This is a genomic window from Pseudomonas sp. S8 (assembly GCF_050473925.1).
GTDB classification, from domain to species: domain Bacteria; phylum Pseudomonadota; class Gammaproteobacteria; order Pseudomonadales; family Pseudomonadaceae; genus Aquipseudomonas; species Aquipseudomonas parakoreensis.
Genome location: NZ_JBFDVZ010000016.1, coordinates 1,370,225 through 1,388,830 on the forward strand (window position 1 = coordinate 1,370,225; position 18,606 = coordinate 1,388,830).

At 60.4% G+C, this 18,606-nt stretch carries 17 protein-coding genes; 10 read left to right on the plus strand and 7 right to left on the minus strand.

The window, feature by feature from the left end; genetic code table 11:
* Window positions 1-97: 97 nt before the first annotated feature.
* From AB1J88_RS07420 to AB1J88_RS07430, 3 genes are all read left to right on the plus strand, one after another.
* Window positions 98-784, plus strand: a complete 687-nt coding sequence (locus tag AB1J88_RS07420; RefSeq protein ID WP_108182677.1) for an HPP family protein — start codon at window positions 98-100, stop codon at window positions 782-784.
* Window positions 785-1,020: 236 nt separating this feature from the next.
* Window positions 1,021-2,127: an enoyl-CoA hydratase/isomerase family protein gene (locus AB1J88_RS07425; protein ID WP_430290639.1), complete on the plus strand. Its 1,107-nt coding sequence runs from the start codon at window positions 1,021-1,023 to the stop codon at window positions 2,125-2,127.
* 3 nt (window positions 2,128-2,130) lie between these two features.
* Complete coding sequence (locus AB1J88_RS07430; protein ID WP_430290640.1) at window positions 2,131-3,282, plus strand: acyl-CoA dehydrogenase family protein; 1,152 nt, start codon at window positions 2,131-2,133, stop codon at window positions 3,280-3,282.
* Window positions 3,283-3,469: 187 nt separating this feature from the next.
* On the opposite strand, the gene AB1J88_RS07435 is transcribed toward AB1J88_RS07430, so the two are convergent.
* The 6 genes from AB1J88_RS07435 to AB1J88_RS07460 form a co-directional block, all read right to left on the minus strand.
* On the minus strand, window positions 3,470-4,243 hold the full coding sequence (locus AB1J88_RS07435) for an enoyl-CoA hydratase (protein ID WP_430290641.1): 774 nt from the start codon (window positions 4,241-4,243) through the stop codon (window positions 3,470-3,472).
* Between the two features lie 119 nt (window positions 4,244-4,362).
* The gene (locus tag AB1J88_RS07440) at window positions 4,363-5,490 is read right to left on the minus strand and encodes an acyl-CoA dehydrogenase (RefSeq protein WP_430290642.1); all 1,128 of its coding nucleotides are present in this window, start codon (window positions 5,488-5,490) and stop codon (window positions 4,363-4,365) included.
* Window positions 5,491-5,634: 144 nt separating this feature from the next.
* On the minus strand, window positions 5,635-6,828 hold the full coding sequence (locus AB1J88_RS07445; protein WP_430290643.1) for an acetyl-CoA C-acyltransferase: 1,194 nt from the start codon (window positions 6,826-6,828) through the stop codon (window positions 5,635-5,637).
* Between the two features lie 12 nt (window positions 6,829-6,840).
* A complete protein-coding gene (locus AB1J88_RS07450; RefSeq protein WP_198758099.1) occupies window positions 6,841-7,602 on the minus strand; it encodes an SDR family NAD(P)-dependent oxidoreductase in 762 nt (253 codons plus the stop codon).
* A 15-nt stretch (window positions 7,603-7,617) separates the two neighbouring features.
* Window positions 7,618-9,282, minus strand: a complete 1,665-nt coding sequence (locus AB1J88_RS07455; RefSeq protein ID WP_430290644.1) for an AMP-binding protein — start codon at window positions 9,280-9,282, stop codon at window positions 7,618-7,620.
* 261 nt (window positions 9,283-9,543) lie between these two features.
* A complete protein-coding gene (locus AB1J88_RS07460; protein ID WP_108182670.1) occupies window positions 9,544-10,560 on the minus strand; it encodes an AraC family transcriptional regulator in 1,017 nt (338 codons plus the stop codon).
* Between the two features lie 290 nt (window positions 10,561-10,850).
* Between AB1J88_RS07460 and efeU the strand changes: the two genes are divergently transcribed.
* From efeU to efeO (AB1J88_RS07480), 4 genes are read left to right on the plus strand one after another with little or no spacing between them, the layout of a single operon-like run.
* Window positions 10,851-11,705: an iron uptake transporter permease EfeU gene (gene efeU, locus AB1J88_RS07465; protein WP_108182669.1), complete on the plus strand. Its 855-nt coding sequence runs from the start codon at window positions 10,851-10,853 to the stop codon at window positions 11,703-11,705.
* Window positions 11,706-11,713: 8 nt separating this feature from the next.
* Window positions 11,714-12,913 carry an iron uptake system protein EfeO gene (efeO, locus tag AB1J88_RS07470; protein WP_430290646.1) on the plus strand — a complete coding sequence of 400 codons (1,200 nt, stop codon included), beginning with the start codon at window positions 11,714-11,716 and terminating at the stop codon, window positions 12,911-12,913.
* A gap of 17 nt (window positions 12,914-12,930) precedes the next feature.
* Complete coding sequence (efeB, locus tag AB1J88_RS07475) at window positions 12,931-14,229, plus strand: iron uptake transporter deferrochelatase/peroxidase subunit (RefSeq protein WP_430290647.1); 1,299 nt, start codon at window positions 12,931-12,933, stop codon at window positions 14,227-14,229.
* A 25-nt stretch (window positions 14,230-14,254) separates the two neighbouring features.
* On the plus strand, window positions 14,255-15,079 hold the full coding sequence (gene efeO, locus AB1J88_RS07480) for an iron uptake system protein EfeO (RefSeq protein WP_430290648.1): 825 nt from the start codon (window positions 14,255-14,257) through the stop codon (window positions 15,077-15,079).
* A 109-nt stretch (window positions 15,080-15,188) separates the two neighbouring features.
* Here efeO (AB1J88_RS07480) and pssA read toward each other — a convergent pair whose 3' ends face one another.
* Complete coding sequence (gene pssA, locus AB1J88_RS07485) at window positions 15,189-16,532, minus strand: CDP-diacylglycerol--serine O-phosphatidyltransferase (RefSeq protein WP_430290649.1); 1,344 nt, start codon at window positions 16,530-16,532, stop codon at window positions 15,189-15,191.
* Window positions 16,533-16,736: 204 nt separating this feature from the next.
* Between pssA and AB1J88_RS07490 the strand changes: the two genes are divergently transcribed.
* The 3 genes from AB1J88_RS07490 to AB1J88_RS07500 all read left to right on the plus strand — a co-directional run bounded on the left by AB1J88_RS07490 (window position 16,737) and on the right by AB1J88_RS07500 (window position 18,580).
* A complete protein-coding gene (locus tag AB1J88_RS07490) occupies window positions 16,737-17,300 on the plus strand; it encodes a TetR/AcrR family transcriptional regulator (RefSeq protein WP_430290650.1) in 564 nt (187 codons plus the stop codon).
* A gap of 56 nt (window positions 17,301-17,356) precedes the next feature.
* The gene (locus tag AB1J88_RS07495) at window positions 17,357-17,836 is read left to right on the plus strand and encodes a DUF1348 family protein (protein ID WP_430290651.1); all 480 of its coding nucleotides are present in this window, start codon (window positions 17,357-17,359) and stop codon (window positions 17,834-17,836) included.
* 222 nt (window positions 17,837-18,058) lie between these two features.
* On the plus strand, window positions 18,059-18,580 hold the full coding sequence (locus tag AB1J88_RS07500; protein WP_430290652.1) for a hypothetical protein: 522 nt from the start codon (window positions 18,059-18,061) through the stop codon (window positions 18,578-18,580).
* Window positions 18,581-18,606 lie beyond the last annotated feature (26 nt).

Genomic DNA, 18,606 nt, shown 5'->3' on the forward strand with positions numbered 1-18,606 from the left:
GCGCGTTCCTCCCCCAATAGTTGGAACGCTTCGAGGACTTTCCGAAACGGACAAGTCCTTTTTTTTGCCCCGAATTTACTGCAAGGACCCGATTCACATGCTCGCTCGCTGGTTCCCCGCCGCCATCAACACCCGCCCCACCGAATGGAGCCGCGCCGCCATCGGTATGGCCTTGGGCACCTTGTTCAGTGTCTGGGCGTGCAGTCAGGTATTCGGCCATGAAGTGGCGTATCACCTGATCGGGCCATTGGGTGCTTCGGCGGTGCTGTTGTTCGCCGTGTCCTCCGGTGCGCTGGCGCAGCCTTGGTCGATCATCGGCGGCTATCTGTGCGCCAGTGTTATTGCGTTGCTGGTGGCTCATGTTCTTGGGCGAACCCTGGGCAGTGCCTGTCTGGCGGCAGGCATGGCGCTGATTCTGATGTGCTGGTTGCGTTGCCTGCACCCACCGGCCGGCGCACTGGCGCTGACACTGGTGCTGGCCGATCCCGCCACCATTGCCCTGGACTGGAAAGCCATGGAACCGGTGATGCTCGCCGCCGCCTGCATGCTGCTCAGTGCGCTGGCCTACAACAACCTGACGCGCATCCGCTACCCGAAACGCCCGGCCGAACCCGCGCCGCTGCAGACTCCCGTCGACAGTCAGTCAATTACCGCCGAGGATTTGAAACGGGCACTGGCTGAGATGGAAGCCTTTATCGACGTCACTCCCGAAGACCTCGAACAACTGATCCACGCCAGCGAACTGCACGCCAAACGCCGCAGCATCGGCGAAGTCTTCACCTGACACCTCACTCTCCCTGTAGGAGCTGTCGAGTGCAACGAGGCTGCGATCTTTTCAAGATCAAAAGATCGCAGCCTTCGGCAGCTCCTACACAAGCACATCCGATTTTTCCCTAAGGCAAAAACGCAAACTCCCCCTGCACATATCCCCGTTGTACACGGCAAATTTGCACTGTTACGATCCGTCAACGCTCGCGCGCGAGCTTCTCGAATAAAGACAATAAAAGCAGGGAGTTAGTGATGACTGCTCAGGCTTCATCCCCGCGGACGCCGTCCATGGATGCCACGCAAAACGACGTGCTGGCCGAGGTTCGCAACCACATCGGTCACCTGACCCTCAACCGCCCCGCCGGTCTCAACGCCATCACCCTCGACATGGTTCGCCAGTTGCAGCAGCAACTCGATGCCTGGGCCGCTGATGCCAATGTGCACGCGGTGGTGCTGCGCGGTGCCGGTGAAAAAGCTTTCTGCGCCGGTGGCGATATTCGTTCCCTGTACGACAGTTTCAAAAGCGGCGCTACGCTGCACGAAGACTTCTTCGTCGAGGAATACGCCCTCGACCTGACGATTCATCACTACCGCAAACCGGTACTGGCGTTGATGGACGGTTTCGTCCTCGGCGGCGGCATGGGCCTGGTGCAAGGTGCGGATCTGCGGGTGGTCACCGAGAAGAGCCGTCTGGCGATGCCGGAAGTGGCCATTGGTTATTTCCCCGATGTCGGCGGCAGCTATTTCCTCTCGCGCATTCCCGGTGAACTGGGGATCTATCTGGGCGTCAGCGGTGTGCAGATTCGTGCGGCGGATGCGCTGTATTGCGGGCTGGCGGACTGGTTTGTCGACAGCTGCCAACTGGCGAGCCTCGACGAACAACTTGATCACCTGGAATGGCACGACACGCCGCTCAAGGATCTGCAGGGCCTGCTGGCGAAAAACGGCGTGCAAACCCTGGCCGATGCACCGCTGGAGAAGCTGCGCCCGGCCATCGACCATTTCTTCGCCCTGCCGGACGTGCCGAGCATTGTCGAGCAACTGCGCGCCGTCACCGTCGCCGACAGCCATGAGTGGGCGACGACCACCGCTGACCTGCTGGAGACCCGCTCGCCGCTGGCGATGGCCGTGACCCTGGAGATGCTCCGTCGCGGTCGGCAACTGAGCCTGGAACACTGCTTCGCCCTCGAGCTGCATCTGGATCGTCAGTGGTTCGAACGCGGCGACCTGATCGAAGGCGTACGCGCCCTGCTGATCGACAAAGACAAGACACCTCGCTGGAATCCGCCGACCCTCGACGCGCTGGACGCCGAGCATGTCGCGAGTTTCTTTAACGGTTTTGATGAGAGCGGGAGCTGAGCCATGCACGATCTCGAACTGACTGAAGAACAAGTAATGATCCGCGACATGGCCCGGGATTTTGCCCGTGGCGAAATCGCACCTCACGCACAAGCCTGGGAAAAGGCTGGCTGGATCGACGACGCGCTGGTGGCGAAGATGGGCGAACTCGGTTTGCTCGGTATGGTGGTGCCCGAGGAATGGGGCGGCACTTACGTTGATTACGTGGCCTATGCGCTGGCCGTCGAAGAAATTTCAGCCGGTGACGGCGCGACTGGCGCGTTCATGAGCATTCACAACTCGGTGGGTTGTGGGCCGGTATTGAATTACGGCAGCGAAGAACAGAAAAAGACCTGGCTGGCGGATCTCGCCAGTGGTCAGACGATTGGCTGCTTCTGCCTCACTGAACCGCAGGCCGGCTCCGAAGCGCACAACCTGCGCACCCGCGCCGAACTGCGCGACGGCCAGTGGGTGATCAACGGCGCCAAACAATTCGTCAGCAACGGCAAACGGGCGAAACTGGCGATCGTGTTTGCGGTGACCGACCCGGATCTGGGCAAGAAAGGCATTTCCGCGTTCCTGGTGCCCACCGATACGCCGGGGTTCATCGTTGATCGCACTGAACACAAGATGGGCATCCGTGCCTCCGACACCTGCGCAGTGACCCTGAACAACTGCAGCATTCCCGAGGCCAATCTGCTCGGCGAACGCGGCAAGGGTCTGGCGATTGCCCTGTCCAACCTCGAAGGCGGGCGCATCGGCATTGCTGCGCAAGCCTTGGGCATCGCCCGGGCGGCGTTTGAAGCGGCGCTTGTGTACTCCCGTGATCGCATCCAGTTCGGCAAGCCGATCAATGAACACCAGAGCATCGCCAACCTGTTGGCCGACATGCACATGCAAATCAACGCGGCGCGCTTGATGATCCTGCACGCGGCGCGCCTGCGCTCGGCGGGCAAGCCGTGTCTGTCGGAGGCGTCGCAGGCCAAACTGTTTGCCTCGGAGATAGCCGAAAAGATTTGCTCGTCGGCGATTCAGATTCATGGCGGGTACGGGTATCTGGAGGATTATCCGGTCGAGAAGTACTACCGCGATGCGCGGATCACCCAGATCTACGAGGGGTCGAGCGAGATTCAACGGATGGTGATTGCTCGTGAGCTGAAGAACTACCCACTGTAAAAGCAAAAAGATCGCAGCCTTCGGCAGCTCCTACACCGGTTTTCTGTAGGAGCTGCCGAAGGCTGCGATCTTTTGATGTTGCCTCAAAAGCTTCGCGAGCAGGCTCGCTCCCACAGGGGATTTGTGTACGACATAAATCCCCTGTGGGAGCGGGCTTGCCCGCGATAGCGTCAGTGAGGACGCAACATTACTTACCGGCAAACTCCGGCGCACGCTTGGCGACAAACGCCGCCATCCCTTCCTTTTGATCCTGCGTGGCAAACGCCGCGTGGAACACCCGGCGCTCGAAACGCACGCCTTCAGTCAGGTTGACCTCAAACGCACGGTTGACGCTTTCCTTGACCATCATCGCAATCGGCAGCGACTTGCTGGCGATCACGGCGGCGACTTTCAACGCCTCGTCGAGCAACTCATCGCTCGGTACGATCCGCGCAACGATGCCGCAACGTTCGGCCTCCACCGCATCGATCATCCGCCCGCTGAGGCACATTTCCATAGCTTTGGCCTTGCCCACGGCGCGGGTCAGGCGCTGGGTGCCGCCCATGCCCGGGAGCACGCCAAGGTTGATTTCCGGTTGGCCGAATTTGGCGTTGTCGCCTGCCAGAATGAAGTCGCACATCAACGCCAGTTCACAGCCGCCACCAAGGGCGAAACCGTTGACCGCAGCGATGATCGGCTTGCGGCGGTTGGCCACGCGGTCGCTGTCGCTGAACAGGTCGTCCATGTAGATTTGCGGATAGGTCAGCTCGGCCATTTCCTTGATATCCGCGCCGGCGGCGAAGGCTTTCTTCGATCCGGTGATGACGATGCAACCGATGTTCGCGTCCGCTTCCAGAGCATCAAGGGCGTGGTTCACTTCGCTGACCAGTTGCGCATTCAACGCATTCAGCGCCTGCGGACGGTTCAGGGTGATCAGGCCGACGCGGCCATGGTTTTCCAGCAGAATTGTTTCGTAGCTCATACATGACTCCTGAATTTGTACCCTGTAGGAGCTGCCGCAGGATGCGATCTTTTGATCTTGTTTTTAACAATCAAAAGCAAAAGATCGCAGCCTGCGGCAGCTCCTACAAAGGGTTGGGGTTAAAGGTTGCGTGAGATGACCATGCGCTGAATGTCGCTGGTGCCTTCGTAGATTTGGCAGACACGCACATCGCGGTAAATGCGTTCCAGCGGGAAGTCGTTGAGATAACCGTAACCGCCCAGCGTCTGCAACGCCATCGAGCAGACTTTCTCGGCCATTTCCGAGGCGAACAGTTTCGCCATCGAAGCCTCGACCAGCGCCGGCTGACCGCTGTCGCGCAGCGCGGCGGCGTAATGCACCATCTGCCGGGCGACGGCGATCTGCGTGGCCATATCGGCGAGGCGGAAGGCCACGGCCTGGTGTTCGATGATCGGTTTGCCAAAGGTGTCGCGCTCGCGGGCGTAGTCGCGGGCCGCTTCGAACGCGGCACGGGCCATCCCCACCGCTTGCGAAGCGATACCGACACGTCCGCCTTCAAGGTTGGCCAGGGCGATTTTGTAGCCTTCCCCCTCTTCACCCAGGCGATTGGCCACCGGCACTTTCACGTCTTCAAACAGAATCTGGCAGGTGTCCGACGCGTGCTGGCCGAGTTTGTCTTCGACCCGTGCGACTTTGTAGCCCGGTGAATCGGTGGGCACGATGAACGCCGTGATGCCGCGCTTGCCGGCACCCGGATCGGTCACCGCAAACACGATCACGATCCCGGCGTTCTGCCCGGACGTGATGAACTGTTTGCAGCCGTTGAGCACGTAGTGATCGCCCTCCAGCCGTGCCCGGGTTTTCAGGCTGCTGGCATCGGAGCCGGCCTGCGGTTCAGTCAAAGCGAAGGCACCGAGCATGGCGCCGCTGGCCAGCGGTTTGAGGAAGCGCTCGCGCTGGTCGTCGTTGCCGAACTTGAGGATCGGCACGCAGCCGACCGAGTTGTGCACGCTCATGATGGTCGAGCAGGCGCCGTCGCCGGCGGCGATTTCTTCCAGGGCCATGGCGTAGGCCAGGTAACCGGTGTCACAACCGCCCCACTGTTCCGGCACGAGCATGCCGAAAAAGCCCAGCTCGGCCATTTCGCCGATGGCTTCCTTGGGGAAACGATGTTCGCGATCCCACTCGGCGGCGAACGGTTTCAGCCGTTCCTCGGCGAACTGCCGGGCCATGTCGCGGATCTGGGTCTGGTCTTCGTTGGGAATCATGGTGAATCCTTAACTTAAATCCGGGTTACACACCGCCCCCTGTAGGAGCTGCCGCAGGCTGCGATTTTTTGATTTTGATTTTAAAAACAAGATCAAAAGATCGCAGCCTCGTTGCACTCGACAGCTCCTACAGAGAGAGGGTGTTCAGTACACGCATTCCACGGCCATCGCCGTGGCTTCACCGCCGCCGATGCAGATCGCCGCAATCCCGCGTTTCAGGTTTTTCTGGCGCAGGGCCGAGAGCAAGGTCACCAGAATCCGCGCGCCCGAGGCACCGATCGGATGGCCCAGCGCGCAGGCGCCGCCGTGCACGTTGAGCTTGTCGTGGGGGATTTCCAGGTGAGTCATCGCGGCCATCGCTACCACGGCGAACGCTTCGTTGATTTCGAACAGATCGACCTCGTTCAACGCCCAACCCGTCTTCTTCACCAGCTTCTTGATCGCGCCAATCGGTGCCACCGGGAACAGACCCGGCGTGTCGGCAAACGCCGCGTGACCGTGAATCACCGCCAGCGGCTTCAGCCCGAGTTTCTGTGCTTGCGACTGGCGCATCAGCACCAGGGCCGCTGCGCCATCGGAGATCGAGCTGGAGTTGGCCGCTGTCACCGTGCCGCCTTCGCGGAACGCCGGTTTCAGCGAGGCGACCTTGTCCAGTTTGGCTTTCGGTGGCTGCTCGTCGTTGCTGATCAGCAGCTGTTCTTTGCCGACGGTCACTGTGAGCGGCACGATCTCGGCTTTGAAGCTGCCGTCCTTGATCGCCTGCTGGGCGCGGGTGGTCGAGGCGATGGCAAACGCATCCTGGGCTTCGCGGCTGAAGTCGTTGGTTTCGGCGCAGTCTTCGGCGAAGGTGCCCATCAGACGGCCCTTGTCGTAGGCGTCTTCGAGGCCGTCGAGGAACATCGAATCGAGCACGCGGCCATGGCCCATGCGGTAACCGGTACGGGCGCGGTCCAGCAGGTACGGCGAGTTGGACATGCTTTCCATGCCGCCGGCGATCACCACGTCGGCGCTGCCGGCCAGCAGCATGTCATGGGCGAGGATGGTGGTTTCCATGCCCGAACCGCACATCTTGTTGACCGTGGTGCAACGGGTGGATTTATCCAGCCCGGCGCCCAGAGCCGCCTGACGGGCCGGTGCCTGACCGAGGCCGGCGGGCAATACGCAACCGAACAACACTTCGTCGACCGCGTCGTTGGCGACGCCGGCGCGTTCCACTGCGGCCTTGATCGCGGCAGCACCGAGTTGCGGCGCGGTGAGGCTTTTCAGTTCGCCCTGAAAACCGCCCATCGGGGTACGGACGGCACTGACGATAACAATCGGATCGTTGGCAATAGTCATGACAAATCCTCCTTACTTGGCGGCCATGCGCAAGGCGCCGTCGAGACGGATCACCTCACCGTTGAGCATGCTGTTTTCGATGATATGCCGAACCAGCGCGGCGTACTCGGCAGGTTTCCCGAGGCGCGGCGGAAAAGGTACGCCAGCGGCCAGCGACTCGCGCACTTCCGGGGTCATGCCGGCCATCATCGGGGTTTCGAAAATGCCCGGAGCGATGGTCATCACGCGGATGCCGAAACGTGCCAGTTCACGCGCGGCCGGCAGGGTCAGGCTGGCAATCGCGCCTTTGGAAGCAGAATACGCCGCCTGGCCGATCTGGCCATCGAACGCTGCGACCGAGGCGGTATTGATGATCACCCCGCGCTCGCCGTCGGCATTGGCTTCGCTCTCGGCAATGGCCGCTGCGGCCAGTCGCAGCATGTTGAAGCTGCCGATCAGATTGACGTTGATCACTTGGGCAAAACTCGACAGCGCATGCGGGCCGTTCTTGCCGAGGATCTTTTCGCCACGGACGATACCGGCGCAGTTGACCAGTCCGTTGAGGCTGCCAAAGGCTTTGAGCGTGGCCTGCACGGCGGCTTCGGCAGCGGCTTCATTGCTGATGTCGGCGACGACGCTTTGCGCGCCGAGGCGCTGGGCCTGAGCGGCAACGGCTTCGGCATTCATGTCCACCAACATCACTTTGGCGCCGGCGTTGACCAGCAATTCGGCGGTGGCGGCACCCAGGCCGGACGCGCCGCCGGTGACGATAAAAACCTTGTTCTCGATCTGCATGACGGACTTCCTGATTCAAGCTGAAACGTTGTGCGCCGCGGCCTCTTGAGCCTTGGCGATTTCCTGGTTGCGCAAGATAAAGCGCTGCAATTTGCCGCTTGGGGTTTTCGGCAATTCGCTGACAAATTCGATTTCACGGGGGTACGAATGCGCGGCCAGACGCTTGCGCACGTGTTGGCGCAACTCTTCGGCCAGCGCCGGTTCGGCGCGGTATTGCGGGTTGAGCACGACGAAGGCCTTGACCAGTTCGGTGCGCTCCGGATCGGGCTTGCCGACCACGGCCGCTTCGACCACCGCCGGGTGCTCGATCAGCGCGCTCTCGACGTCGAACGGGCCGACGCGGTAGCCGGAGGTGGTGATCACATCATCACTGCGCCCGACGAAGCTGATGCTGCCGTCCGGGTTCCATTCCACGGTGTCGCCGCTGAGGTAGTAATCGCCGACGAAGGCCTTGGTCGGCACGCCCTCGTAGCCGCCGAACCAGCACATCGGTGACTGGGTGCGGTCGATGGCGAGGATGCCCGGTTGGCCGACGCCGAGTTCGTCGTAATTTTCGTCGAGCACCACGATGCGATGGCCCGGTGAGGCGAAACCGGCGGCGCCGAGGTGGATCGGATGCTGCAGACCGTGGTGGTTGCACAGGACCATGCCCAGTTCGGTCTGGCCGTAATGGTCGTGAATCACTACGCCGAGGTTGTCGGCAAACCAGCGAATCACTTCCGGATTCAGCGGTTCGCCGGCGCTGCTGACAATGCGCAGCTTGCCCTTGATCGACTTGGCGAATTCGTTGCCACCGGCAATCAGCAAGCGGTACGCGGTCGGCGAACCGGTGAGATTGGTGATGCCGTATTTGTTGATTACCCGGCAGGTGCTTTCGAGGGTGAACGGGCCATCGTAAAAGGTGATCGGATGCCCCATCGACATCGGGCCGGTGACGCCGAAATAGATGCCGTAGGCCCAGCCCGGATCGGCGACGTTCCAGAACGAATCTTCAGAGCGCAGATCCACCGCGTCGCGGGTGTAGCTCTGGAACGCGACGATGGCCTTGAGCGGCACCGACAGCGCTTTCGACGGGCCGGTGGTGCCCGAGGTGAACATCAACAGGAACGGATCGTCACCCGTCAGCAGGACCGGTTCGCAAACGCTGGAATAGTTGGCCAGCTCGGCCCAGAAACTGAAGTCGCCACGGACGATGCCCTGACCTTTGGCACCGCCGACGGTGACGATGGTCGGGCAATCCATGACTTCGGCGAGTTTTGGCCGGTTGACCGCGTCGGTGACCACCACTTTGGCGCCGGAGCTGTTCAGCCGATGTTCGATGGCCTTGGGGCCGAATGCGGTGAACAGCGGCTGATACACCGCGCCAATACGCCAGGTGGCGAACACGGTGATGAGCAATTCGATGTTGCGCGGCAGCAGGCCGGCGACCTTGTCGCCCTTTTGCACGCCTTGTTCGAGAAGGAAATTGGCGAAACGCGCGGCTTTGTCTTGCAGTTCGCTGAAGGTGTACGTGGCACTGGCGCCGTCGCGGCCTTCCCAGAACAGTGCGATGCGCCCCGGCAAGGCATGGCGGTCGCAACATTCGACGCAGGCGTTGAGCGCCTCCAGCGTGCCGCTGAGCGCCGCGTCCACGGTGTGCTGATAGTTGAACTGTTTGGTGGCAGACAAGTAATCGCGCATTGCCAGAATCCCTCGGTGTTTTTATTAGGCTGGGAACCGTAAACAACACAGGGATAGTCGCGCTGCGGCGCGGAGGCGGCAATGGTCAAAGCCATCAAAGTGGCTGACTGGTTTGGCCATGCTTGCAGAATGACAAACAACCCCCTGTAGGAGCTGCCGCAGGCTGCGATCTTTTGATCTTGTTTTTTAGAACATCAAAGGCAAAAGATCGCAGCCTGCGGCAGCTCCTACAGGGGAAGCGCATTCCAAATGTGCGTCGGATCAGACCGCTTCGTTAAGGATCAACGTACGGTAATGCCCCGGATTGGACCCCGACCACTTGCGAAACGCCTTGTAGAACGAACTCGCATCGGCAAAACCCAGCCGCGTGGCGATCTCGACGAAGCTGATCGACGGCTCCGCCAGCCAACTGATCGCCAATTCCTTGCGCACGCTGTCCTTGAGACCCTGATAGGTCTGCCCTTCCTCGGACAAACGCCGGCGCAGGGTCGAGGCGGACATGCACAGTTGCTGCGCCAGCGCCTCGGTCTCCGGCCAATGTTCGGCGGGCAACTGCCGCAGATCCTGCTTGATCCGGCTGGCAAGGCTCTCAGGATCGCGGTACTTCACCAGAATGTTCGCCGGCGCATGGGCCAGAAAGCGCTTCAATTCTTCGGCCGTGCGCTTGATCGGCAGATCAAGGCAGTCAGCGGCGAAAATCATCCGCGTACGCGGACGCTCGAAGCGCAGGTTTTCCGAGAACATCACCCGATAGTCGTCGCAGAAATCCGGCTCGGCGCAGCGCAATTCGATCGCCAGAATCGGAATTCGCCGCCCCGCCAGCCAGCAGGCCACGCCGTGGACGATCATCCAATAGGTGAAATAGGTGAACGCGCGGCGCGGCTCCGGGTCGTCTTCGAGCAGGACGATTTCCGCCAGGCTCTGCTGATGCACCAGTTGCGCGGGCATTTTTTCCAGCATCAGCGAGAGAAAACTCAGGCCCATGTTCAGGCCGGCGGCCAGCGTCGATTGCGCCATGGCGCTGCGGCAGAGGAATTCGAGGCTGCCGGACCTGAGCCGGCGCGGATCCATGCCAAAGAACTCGTCATCGCCGCGCCGGGCCAGCAGACGCCAGAGTCTGGCGTATTGCGAGGCGGGCACCCTGCCCTGTTCGCTGTGCAGCAGGGTCGGCGCAATCCCGACCTTGTTCAAGACTTCATCCGTGGCCACGCCCGGGGCACAACTTTGCAGCAGCGCTTCACGCACCAGCTGCACGGCGATGGTGTCTTTTTCCGACATGGAGCGAGGCAGACCTTGTGGTTTTCGAGTGACGGGCATCTTAACGCAGGCTGCGAATTCAGCACGAATCCCCTGTAGGAGCTGCCGCAGGCTGCGATCTTTTGACTTTGATTTTTAAAAACAAGATCAAAAGATCGCAGCCTTCGGCAGCTCCTACAGGGGGGCTGTGCGGGGGACGAAAAACATGCCGTTCAGCGAATGTTCAGGTAAATGTCAACCATCCCCATTTGGGAATGAGTGTCATTATGTTACAACTTAGCCACCTATCTAAATTACTCGTGGTTGCCTGAATGCTCGTTCCCTTTCTGATCATGCTGCGCGAAGGCATTGAAGCCGCGCTGATCGTTGGCATCATCGCCAGCTACCTGCAACAAACCGGTCGTGGCCAGTGGATGCCGGCGGTGTGGATCGGCGTCTTCCTCGCCGCTGCGCTGGCGCTGCTGGTCGGCGGCGGCCTGGAACTGGTCAGTGCCGAATTCCCGCAGAAACAGCAGGAATTGTTCGAAGGCATTGTCGGACTGGTCGCGGTGGGCATCCTCAGTTCGATGGTGTTCTGGATGCGCAAGGTCGCGCGCTCGATCAAGCATTCATTACAGGCCTCGCTGGATCACGCCTTGACCTCGTCAAAGCATCAAGTAATCGCACTGATCGCCATGGTGTTTTTCGCCGTGGCTCGCGAAGGACTGGAAACCGTGTTCTTTCTGCTCGCGGTATTCCAGCAGAGCGAAGGCCCGGGCGCGCCGATCGGTGCCCTGCTCGGCCTGGTGCTGGCAATCGTCGTCGGTTTCCTGATCTACAGCGGCAGCATGCGCCTGAACCTGTCGGCGTTCTTCAAGTGGACCGGGTTGTTCATTCTGGTGGTCGCCGCCGGAATTCTCGCCAACTCGGTGCAAGCCCTGCATGAAGCCGGTGTGTGGAATCACCTGCAAAGCGTGCTGTTCGATTTCAGCGCGACGCTGCCGATGGACGGCCCGCTGGGTTCGGTGCTGGCCGGCATGTTCGGTTATCAGGATGCGCCGACTGTCAGCACCCTCGGTGCGTACCTGATCTATCTGGTGCTGGCGCTGGTGATGTTTTTCTACCCCGCCGCGCCGGCCTCAAGCGCAGACACAGCCGGCAAATCGTCTTCCGTTTCCAGCCAATAAGGGCACCCATGTCAACGCCTAATACTCCTCAGGCCTCGCCTCCCCGCGCCTTGCGCTGGGCGGTGGCCGGTTCGGTGGTCGTGATGATCGCCGCCGGTGGCCTGTTCTACTACGCCTCGAAAATGGCCGCGGCCAAGCGTCAGCACAACCATGATGAAGTCGTGGTCAACATCAACGCGCACAGCTGTGATCCGAATGAATTGACGGTTCCCGCCGGCCGCGCCAGTTTCCGCATCGTCAACCGCTCCGACCGCGCGGTGGAATGGGAAATCCTCGACGGCGTGCTGGTGATCGAAGAGCGCGAGAACATTGCCCCGGGCCTGAGCCAGGTGATAAACGCCAACCTGCAACCCGGCGACTACGCGATCACTTGCGGGTTGCTGAGCAACCCGCGCGGCGTGCTGCACGTGACGCCGACAGCGGCCTCCGATGCTGCCGCCAAGGCCAAGCCGTCGATGGTCGCTTTCGTCGGGCCTTTATCGGAGTTCCGCGTGTATCTGGCCACTCAGGGCAGCGCGCTGATCAAAGCCGTGACCGCGCTGAATCAGGCAGTTGCCAGCGGCGACCTGGCGCAGGCGCAAGCGCTGTACCTGCCGGCCCGTGCCGCTTACCAGCGTCTGGCACCTGCCGCGCAAAGGCTGGCGGAACTGGACAACAGCATCAATGCCCGCGCCGATTACTTCGAAAAACGTGAGCAGGATCCAGCGTTCGTCGGTTTCCACCGGGTCGAATACGCGCTGTTCCAGCAACGCAGTCTCGACAGCCTGACGCCGGTCGCCGAGCGCCTGCTGGCCGACGTCACCACCCTAAAACAGCAACTGCTGGCCCAATCGCTGCCACCGGAGCAACTGGTGAGCATCGTGGTGCGCAACCTCAACACCCTGGCCGACGTGCGCGCCGCCAGCGGTGAAGAGGAACGCTACAGCCACGCCGACCTCAACGGCTTCGCCAGCAACCTGGAAACCGCACACAAAGTCGTCGAGCTGCTGCGGCCAATGCTGACCAAATCGGCGCCGGATCTGCTGCCGAAAATCGACGCGGCGCTGAGTGATTTCGCCAGCGTACTGAACAGCTTCAAGGTCAAGGACGGCTACGCCACTTACGACATGGTCAGTGGCGAACAACGCAAACAGATCGCCGACAAGGCCAAGGCACTTGCCGACGCTCTGGATGGCATCGACCCCGCCCTCGGCCTCTCCGGCCTGTAAGCAGAAGACGAATACCGATGAAAGAATTGCAAAACCTCGATGTGCAACGTCGCCGCCTGCTGATGGGCATGGGTGTCGCCGGTGTCGCCCTGGCCGGGTCGGCCCTGAGCTGTCCAGCCATGGCTGCAGCCCCGGCGCAAGTCACCGAAGCGCCGAGCAGCGACAAGACCGAAGACCGCCATGACTTCCACGGCGTGCACCAGACCGGCATCGTCACCCCGCGCCCGGCGTCCGGCATGCTGGTTTCGTTCGACGTACTGGCCAGCGATCGCGAAGACCTTGAGCGGCTGTTCCGCACGCTCAACGAGCGCATCGCGTTCCTGATGAAGGGCGGCCCGGTGGCACAGGTCGATCCGAAACTGCCACCGCCGGATTCCGGCATCCTTGGCCCGATCGTGACCCCGGACAACCTGACCATCACCGTCTCGGTCGGCGAATCGCTGTTCGACGAACGCTTCGGTCTGGCCGCCGCCAAACCGAAGCGCCTGCAACGCATGGTCGGCTTCCCCAACGATGCGCTTGAGGCCGATTGCTGCCACGGCGACTTGAGCCTGCAGTTCTGCTCGAACACTGCCGACACCAACATTCACGCCTTGCGCGACATCGTCAAGAACCTGCCTGATCTGCTGCTGGTGCGCTGGAAACAGGAAGGCAGCGTGCCGCCGCAAGCCCCGGTCAAACCGGGTGTGCCGGCGCAATCGGCGCGTAACTTCCTCGGTTTCCGTGACGGCTCGGCCAACCCCGATTCCAACGACGCCAAGGCCATGGACAAGATTGTCTGGGTGCAACCGGGCAGCGATGAGCCGGCCTGGGCGGCGCACGGCAGCTATCAAGCGGTGCGGATCATCCGCAATTTCGTCGAGCGCTGGGACCGTACGCCGTTGCAGGAACAGGAAAGCATCATCGGTCGGGTCAAGACCACGGGCGCGCCGATGGGCGCCCACCATGAAACCGAGGTCCCGGATTACAGCAAAGACCCGCAAGGCAAGCTGACCAAGCTCGACGCGCATATCCGCCTGGCCAACCCGCGCACCGCCGCGAGCCAGGCCAACCTGATCCTGCGCCGGCCGTTCAACTACTCCAACGGCGTGAACAAGAACGGCCAGCTCGACATGGGCCTGCTGTTCATCTGCTACCAGGCCGATCTGGAAAAAGGCTTCATCACCGTGCAGACCCGCCTCAACGGCGAGCCGCTTGAGGAATACCTCAAACCGGTCGGCGGCGGTTACTTCTTCACCCTCCCGGGTGTCACCGGCGACAAGGATTTCATCGGTCGCTCGCTGCTCAACGCCACCCAACCCAAAACAGCTGCCTAACCATAAAAAACCTCGGAGCCGCTCCATGAAAAAGTCGCCACTCGCGTTATTGCTGACCCTCGGTTTACTCAACACCCCGTTGTCGGCGTTCGCCGCAACAGCGCCGCTGGATCTGGTCGGCCCGGTGTCGGACTACAAGATCTACGTCACCGAGCAACTGGATGAATTGGGCAGCCACACCAAGCAGTTCACCGATGCGGTGAAGAAAGGCGATCTGGCCACCGCGCAAAAGCTCTACGCGCCGACCCGCGTTTACTACGAGTCGATCGAGCCGATTGCCGAGCTGTTCAGTGACCTTGATGCGTCCATCGACTCGCGCGTCGACGACCACGAAAAAGGCGTGAAGGCTGAAGATTTCACCGGTTTCCATCGCCTCGAATATTCGCTGTTCTCGGAGAAGACCACCGAAGGCCTGACGGCGCTGGCTGACAAGCTGGACAGCGACGTCAAAGACCTGCAGGCCCGCGTCGCCGGCCTGACCTTCCCGCCGGAGAAAGTCGTCGGCGGTGCGGCCGCGCTGTTGGAAGAAGTTGCCGCGACCAAGATCTCCGGTGAAGAAGACCGTTACAGCCACACCGACCTGTACGACTTCCAGGGCAACATCGACGGCGCTAAGAAGATCGTCGATCTGTTCCGTCCGCAGATCGAAAAGCAGGACAAGGCGTTCGTTGCCAAAGTCGACAAGAACTTCGCCACCGTGGACAAGATCCTCGCCAAGTACAAGACCAAGGACGGTGGTTTCGAGACGTATGACAAGGTGAAGGATAATGATCGCAAGGCGCTGGTTGGCCCGGTCAATACCTTGGCGGAAGACCTGTCCACGTTGCGTGGCAAGTTGGGGCTGAACTGACGGATTTGAGTCGCCAGTAAAAAAGATCGCAGCCTTCGGCAGCTCCTACAGGGTGTTCACATACCCAATGTAGGAGCTGCCGGAGGCTGCGATCTTTTGCTTTTAACGGTTACAAAATCCGGTACAGCAACCGCTCAATCCGCACCCGGCTCACCCGCTTGAGAAACTTCGCCACTCCCGCCGGGTACTCCGGCAGAGTCTCAAGGTTCTGGAAGCTGGCAATCCGTGTGGTGTTGCGGAAAATCTCTGCCTGCTCCTTCGCCCGTGGCTCAAGCCACTCGCCTTGCGGATCATCGATCAGCAGCGCGTTTTCCAGGTCGAGACGAAACGCCCGCGGGTTGAGGTTGTTGCCGGTCAGCAGCGTATAGCGCTGATCCACCCACATGCCTTTGAGGTGATAGCTGTTGTCGCCGTCACGCCACAGGTGCAGGTTCAACTGCCCGCTGTCGATGTTGCGCTGATGACGCTTGGCGAAGCGGCGCAGGCTGATTTCGTACAGGTACGGCAACGCCGCAATCACCTTGAACGGCTCGCTCGGCGGAATATAGAAATCGTTGGCGGTTTTGTCGCCGACCACGATGTCGATCTTCACCCCACGGGCCAGCGCGCGATTGATCTCGCGGATGATCGGCAGCGGCAGATTGAAATACGGGGTGCAAATCGTCAGCTGCTGTTGCGCACTGGCGATCAGTTCGACAATCACCCGGTTCAACGGGTTGTTCTTGCCCACGCCGAGCAGCGGACTCACCGACAGGCCGCTATGCGCGGTGCTGCCGGCGCTGGTGTCGTACGCCGCGTATTTGAGACGGCTGCGCAGGTCGCCGATGTCGTTGCGCAGGCTGCGGGTGGTCGGCAGGTTCGGCAGGTCGAGGCGATGCACAGCCTTGGATTCGATCAGACCGTGCTTGACCAGATGATGCATCGAATCCGCCAGTTCGCGGCTGTGCAGTACGTGGTAGCGGTCGAAGCGGTACTTGTCGAACTTGTGCAGGTAAACGTTGTTCAGGCTTGCACCGCTGTAAACCACACAGTCATCGATCACGAAGCCTTTCAGATGCAGGACGCCGAACAGTTCGCGGGTCTGCACCGGGACGCCGTAGACCGGCACTTCGCTCTGATGGGTGCGGGTTATTTCCTGATACCACGCCGAGTTGCCCGGCTGCTTGCCGGCACCGATCAACCCGCGCTGGGCGCGCAGCCAGTCGACCACCACGACGATCTCCAGCTCCGGGCGCTTGAGCTTGGCGGCGTGCAAGGCATCGAGGATTTCCTGACCGGCCTCGTCGTGCTGCAGATACAGCGCAACGATGTAGATGCGCTGGGTCGCCTCGGCGATTTTCTCCAGCAGGCAACGACGGAACTCGGCGGCGCCGGACAGAATGGTCACGGCCTCGGCAGTCAGCGGAAAGCTGCGCAGTTTGGGCAGCAAAGAGCGTTTGAAAAGCAACGGCATAGGGCTCGCAATGGGTCGAATCCGAAGAACCCGAGAGCTTACACCATCAACCGGTTCGGGTCTTGTGAGTGTCTGTAAAGAGATCAAAAGATCGCAGCCTTCGGCAGCTCCAACAGGGATCATTGTAGGAGCTGCCGAAGGCTGCGATCTTTTGATCTTAAAAATAGCTTGCGAAAGGAGAACGATCGTTCTACTGTTCGCCACATGAACGAAATCAATGACACCTCGACCCGCGACATCATTCTGGATGTCACCGAAAAGTTGATCTACAAAAGTGGCATTGCGGCCACCGGCATGGATCTTCTGGTGAAAACCGCCGGCGTCTCCAGAAAAAGCATCTACCGCTACTTCGCCAACAAGGAGGAGCTGACCGTCGCCGCCCTGCAACGCCGCGACGTGCGCTGGATGCACTGGTACCGCAGCGCTGTCGATCAGGCCGAAACCCCGGCCGACCGCCTGCTCAACCTGTTTACCGTACTCAAGAGCTGGTTCGCCTCGGAAGGCTTCCGCGGCTGCGCCTTCATCAATACCAGTGGCGAGACCGGTGACCCCGAGGACCCGGTGCGCCAGGTCGCCAAAGACCACAAACAGAAGCTGCTCGACTACCTGTGCGAGCTGTGCACCGAACATGGCGTCGAAGATCCGCACCGTCTGGCCAGGCAGTTGCTGATCCTGATTGACGGCGCCATTACCGTAGCGCTTGTGATGGGTGATCACAGTGCCGCTGATAATGCGCAATGCATGGCGCGTAAGTTATTGGACCTGTAACGCCTTAAATAAGCCTGAACCGTTGTTTAATCGTTTATTAGATCGGGAGACTGACAATGTCGACTGCTGCCCAAGTGCGTCCGCCGCTACCGCCGTTCAATCGTAAATCGGCCATCGAAAAAGTTCGACTGGCCGAAGATGGCTGGAACTCCCGCGACCCGGAGAAGGTATCGCTGGCTTACACACTCGACACGAAATGGCGCAACCGCGCCGAGTTCGCCAACAACCGTGAAGAAGCCAAGGCGTTCCTGACCCGTAAATGGGCCAAGGAACTGGATTACCGCCTGATCAAGGAACTTTGGGCCTATTCGGACACGCGGATTGCCGTGCGCTACGCCTATGAATGGCGCGACGATTCGGGCAACTGGTTCCGTTCCTACGGCAATGAAAACTGGGAGTTCGATGAGCACGGCCTGATGTTCCAGCGCTATGCCTGCATCAACGACATGCCGATCAAGGAAAGCGAACGCAAGTTCCATTGGCCGCTGGGTCGGCGTCCGGATGATCATCCGGGGCTGTCGGACCTGGGTCTGTAAGCTCACGGCAATCCCTGTCGCAATGTGCGGAGGCTGCGAGATATTGGCCTGTTCGAAAGCAACAAGGTCAATGGATCGCAGCCTTCTTCCCGTTTCAAGATGATCGCCATCGATTTATCGCGAAAATGTCTAACTGACTGTCATTTATGACAGTAGCCACGAGTCTTGATTGACTCAATGATCGGCGGACACCGCCAACTACATGATCGTTGAGGGCTCTCTATGGAACAGACAAATCGCATCAAAAATGGTGGTTTCAGCAGCGGCAACTTCGACTACTGGCGTCCCAGGGGATATGACACGCCAATAACCGTAGAACTTCGCGAAGGCAACTTTGCCGCTCGAATGGTCGGCGGCAGAAATCAAGGACAAAATCTGGCTGCTGAAATTTTCAGCGTCAAACCCGGAGCTTTCAAGTTCGATTTCGATATCCAGGCACCTGATGCCGTGCCGCTTGAAGACACCCAGCATAGAACCTTTCACATCCAGCGCCGAGAGACGGCAGACAACCCGCTGATTAATGCATTCGTCGTTTATACCATCTGGATGACCAATGCTCAGGGCGAATCAACTATCTGGACCAGTTGGCGATACGTCGATCGGCAATCACAGACAATTACGGTGGAAGGCATTACGCCAGAGGGTTACGGCCGGGTGGATATTCAGGTCGCCATACCCAGTGATCCGTTCGGCAACAAGGGCTGTTATTTTCTCGACAATTTTCAGTTTTTGACCCTCGACTAAAGTGAAATCCCGACGCCCATGACGGC